The 3,948-nt window shown below is 52.2% G+C and carries 4 protein-coding genes and 1 pseudogene; 2 read left to right on the plus strand and 3 right to left on the minus strand.

Annotated elements, in window-relative coordinates:
- The coding region (locus tag AC2FI9_RS22620; RefSeq protein WP_496770919.1) for a DUF1059 domain-containing protein at positions 1-150 on the plus strand (150 nt) is incomplete at its 5' end.
- Between the two features lie 244 nt (positions 151-394).
- Here AC2FI9_RS22620 and AC2FI9_RS22625 read toward each other — a convergent pair.
- The 3 genes from AC2FI9_RS22625 to AC2FI9_RS22635 all read right to left on the minus strand — a co-directional run bounded on the left by AC2FI9_RS22625 (position 395) and on the right by AC2FI9_RS22635 (position 3,551).
- A complete protein-coding gene (locus AC2FI9_RS22625) occupies positions 395-2,110 on the minus strand; it encodes an adenylate/guanylate cyclase domain-containing protein (protein ID WP_496770960.1) in 1,716 nt (571 codons plus the stop codon).
- Between the two features lie 186 nt (positions 2,111-2,296).
- Positions 2,297-3,127, minus strand: a complete 831-nt coding sequence (locus AC2FI9_RS22630) for a class I SAM-dependent methyltransferase (RefSeq protein ID WP_496770963.1) — start codon at positions 3,125-3,127, stop codon at positions 2,297-2,299.
- A gap of 142 nt (positions 3,128-3,269) precedes the next feature.
- Positions 3,270-3,551 carry a hypothetical protein gene (locus tag AC2FI9_RS22635; protein ID WP_496770964.1) on the minus strand — a complete coding sequence of 94 codons (282 nt, stop codon included), beginning with the start codon at positions 3,549-3,551 and terminating at the stop codon, positions 3,270-3,272.
- A gap of 48 nt (positions 3,552-3,599) precedes the next feature.
- Here AC2FI9_RS22635 and AC2FI9_RS22640 point away from each other — a divergent pair.
- Positions 3,600-3,749, plus strand: a pseudogene (locus AC2FI9_RS22640) (cation transporter); the annotation flags it as partial.
- Between the last annotated feature and the right edge of the window lie 199 nt (positions 3,750-3,948).

Genomic DNA, 3,948 nt, shown 5'->3' on the forward strand with positions numbered 1-3,948 from the left:
GAGGCCTGCCCAGGTAAAGTAGTTGCTGCGACCAAGGACGAAGTCTGGAAGCTCATGGAACTCCACGCGGTGGTCGCCCATGGAGAGGACCCCAGCTCGTGGGACGCCGACACTCGAGAATATCTGGAAACACTGATAAAGCCCGCGTGATCAAATAAATTAGGCCTCAAATTCCTAGGGATAATCGGCCAAAATTTTCGGCTTGGTTTGTTTAACCGCGAAGGGCAACTTTCCTCTGCAACTGGGAAATTGCTGGGCCCATTTGTGAGTATCCGGTTTGGGCTGCGGCTCACCGCCAAGGCACCTAGAAGCGCAAGGCCATCACGAACCCAAATCGGAAATGTGTGAGATCGGTTTCCATCACAAACCAACCTGCTACAGCGAAACCCTGCTCTTATTCAGGCAAACCGGCTAGTCGCAAAGACGCACAGTCTTTCTCCAGCCTTTTTCTGTCAGAGAAAAGTTGAGTTTTCGCCCAGTCCGATATGGAAAACTGAGGGCGGTATTTCATCACATTCCGTGCTTCATCGCGAGCGGCCTCAAGGTTCTCTGTCTCTACATGGACGATTACGAGGTCGAGGTGACCAAAGCCTTCAACCCTTTGACCATATTCGGTGAATGCTTTCTTGGCTTCCTCGTATTGACCGTCAAGTCGAAGGGCTAAACCCAGAACGCCTGCATACCAACCTGGATAGTGAGGGTTCAGGGTAATGGCTTGTTGTGCGACTTGGATCGCTTCATTTGCCTGGCCATTGAAAGCTAGGGTGATTGACAGTCTGGCAGCCACGTCAGCGTGGTTTGGATTTAGCGCTAGTGCCTCGTTGAACTTATCTATAGCCGAAATCAGCTTGCCATCGATTGCATCTGCAAAACCCGCAATAGCGTGAGCCTCTGGGTTATAGCTGTCTATTTCCAGAGCCCGCTGAGCGCAGTCACGAGCCTCCGCTAGCGCGGCACGCCGGTCAGCAACAAATCCATGTCGTGCTTCGACAGTGCAAATGAATCCCAAAGTACAATACGGAGCCGAGTAACCCGGGTCGAGTGCAATTGCCTGTTGTGCAAATCGGCGAGCGTCGGCCTGAGCTTCCCTAGTAATTCTGCGCGAAGCCTCCACGGCCTTTAGTTGAGCGGTCCACGCGCCTAGGTTTTTCGTGCCGGATCCTCTGAAACGAGCCATTTCTCCCGCCAAAAGTTCGACTTGTAACTCGGTTGCAATCCTAAGTGCGAGTTCATCCTGAACTTCGAATACATCTTCAATGAGGCGATCATAGCGGTCTGCCCAAATGTGCATACCGGACTTTGCATCGATTAGCTGTGCTGTGATCCTCACCCGGTTCCCGCTTTGACGGACACTTCCCTCAAGAACAAGATCGACACCCTGCTCCAGACCGACCTGTTTCACGTCAACGGAGCGACCTTTGTAGACGAATGTAGAGTTACGCGCGACGACCAGTAAATTCGGGAGTTTTGATAAAGTGGTGATGATCTCTTCGGTAATTCCATCTGCAAAAAACTCCTGATCGGGGTCAGAAGAAAGATTATCGAAAGGTAAGACGCCGATTAGCAGAGACTTTGTATGGCTAGCCGGAGTTACTCGCGGTGGGGCAGAACCTGGCGGCGACCATTGGAAAACTTCTATTGGTGACGGCGCGTTCTTAAACTGTCGCTCTCCAGCGCGATAAAATTGCTCAGCGAGGCGCTCGTCAAGGCTGCGATGGACGACATCTGAAATCAACACAGCCCCTTCGTTGGAAGCCTCTTGTAGACGTGCGGATAGATTGATGCCATCGCCGAAAATGTCATCTTCGTCGAATACGACATCTCCAAGATGCACACCCACTCGTAGTTTCAATGACGACTGAGTTAACACCTGGCTTTGAAGATCAAGGGCGCATCGTACTGCATCAGATACCGAGTTAAACTCGACTATCCATCCATCACCCATCCTCTTAACGACATTACCGCGATGATCGCTAACCAAAGGATCAAATAACTCTCGACGTAGAACACGAAGTTCGCCGAGAGTCCTATTTTCATCTGCCTTAATCTGGCCTGAGTAGTTTACTACATCGGCCGAGAGTACTGCGGAAAGTCTGCGGTCTCCATTCATGTCTATTGGTAGCGCAAATTACGCTGCTTGGAAAAGACAACATGATTTCCTGAACGTCGCGCATGTCCTAGTGAATGGCTTGGGGCAAAACTGAAAAGCGTGACTGTGAATGTATGCTTCGGGCTGCCATCGGCCCATCCGCACACCGCAGAGAATGATTAATTCGAGCCCAGTGCGGACGCAAAGTTAGATGGGCAGACGGGCGTGGATCTCAATCGGGGCTATCAATCCGCCTTCTATGTTTCGCACCATGTTTTGGACCTTTATCGCTGTGTCGTCGCCCATGATCAGATGCAGGCCAAGATGTGGAGGACCATCCGCACGGCTTTGCGCAGCCGCCAAATCTTCAAAGAATTGTTTGGCAAACACGGTGCGGTTGATCCTATTGGTCAATTCGAAACCAACGGACTTCAAAGCCGCCTCATATGTCTCTGGTGGTGCAAGCGCACTCTGATCCGAAGTCGAAGCCCAAGGCGCTGGATAATCCATATTGCCCTCGCCGACTTGCATCACATCGTAAATCGCAAAAATACCCCCTGGTTTAAGCACACGCATTGCCTCCCGCGCGATGCCAACTTTGTCCACAATGTTCATGCCTACGTGGATCATGTAAGCAGCGTCCATCGAGTCAGATTCTAACGGCAGATCAAGTACGCTGCCTTCGATGAGTTGAACCCGATCCGACATGCCCGTCCATTCTGTAAGGGCGCGTCCTGTTTCCACAAACTCGGCGGTTAAATCGATGCCGGTCACATGAGCCCCAGTGGCCGCTGCGACATAGCGGGCAGGACCACCGAGGCCACATCCAAAATCGACAACCCGACTTTGGGGCGAAAGGTCCAAAGCCTTCACAAAAGGTTCGGTCGCAAGGCGTCCGCCAATGTGAAACTCGTCAACCGGCGCCAAAGCGTCGCGAGAAATCGGTGGGGTCAAGTCCAGTGCTGCGCAACCATCAGAAATTCGCTTTAGCAAGTGACCGGAGTGGTAGTGGTGCGCGACTTCATTGGGATCAGTCATGTTGAAGCCTCCCTAACTTATGCCGCTATGGTAGACTCGGTGATCTTGAATGTCAGCTTTGTCCGCTTATCCGGATTTGAAAAGTCCAGTTGCAAATGTCTGCCTAGGGCTGACTATCTACGCCAGGCATCGTCCGCCAAAATCATCGCTCATCTCCTTCCTTCGAGGCCTTCGCTGCTTGGTAGCAGGTCCACAACCGCTCCACCTCAACGAGCGGATCGTCACTGGACCGCTTGTGTGAATTCAACTGCTGTTTCATCGCTCGACGAGATGCATCATCCTGCATGATCTGGTCCGCACGGAGCACATCGACTTTTTGAACGTATTCAACCTCTGCTTCTGCCAGCAAGCGCTCCAGTAGTCCTGACGTTGAAGAAGAATCTGAATAGATCCAACCCGCCGGGCATTGGTCGATGATGCCCAAAACCTGGCTTGCAACATCCACGGCAGGTGGAGCCGTCGAAAGGTTGATTGGGGCACGGCAACAGGTTGGCCTGACCTAATAGTTGCTGCGATCATGGCAAGCCTCTTCTTGTCATCTTCGTACCAGATCATTCGTCAGGCTCTTGAGGAACGGCACGAGGAAGCAGCGCATGAGCATAGAACAGCTGGGACAAGCTGACATTCGCTGCGGAGGGTAAACTACACAGGTATGGGCTCCACGCGGTCATTTGCAATATCGCGATGTATGTCCACTTTGCGGACTTTTCTGCCGACGCTTAAAGCCTTGCGCATAACACTCAAGCGCGGCAAAGCAGTCTTTGGTTCAGCGCTATTGGTCTATTTGGTCAGTGCCCAGCTTGGTTTGCCCGGACGAGACA

The organism is Ruegeria sp. CDSA246 (genome assembly GCF_059611225.1).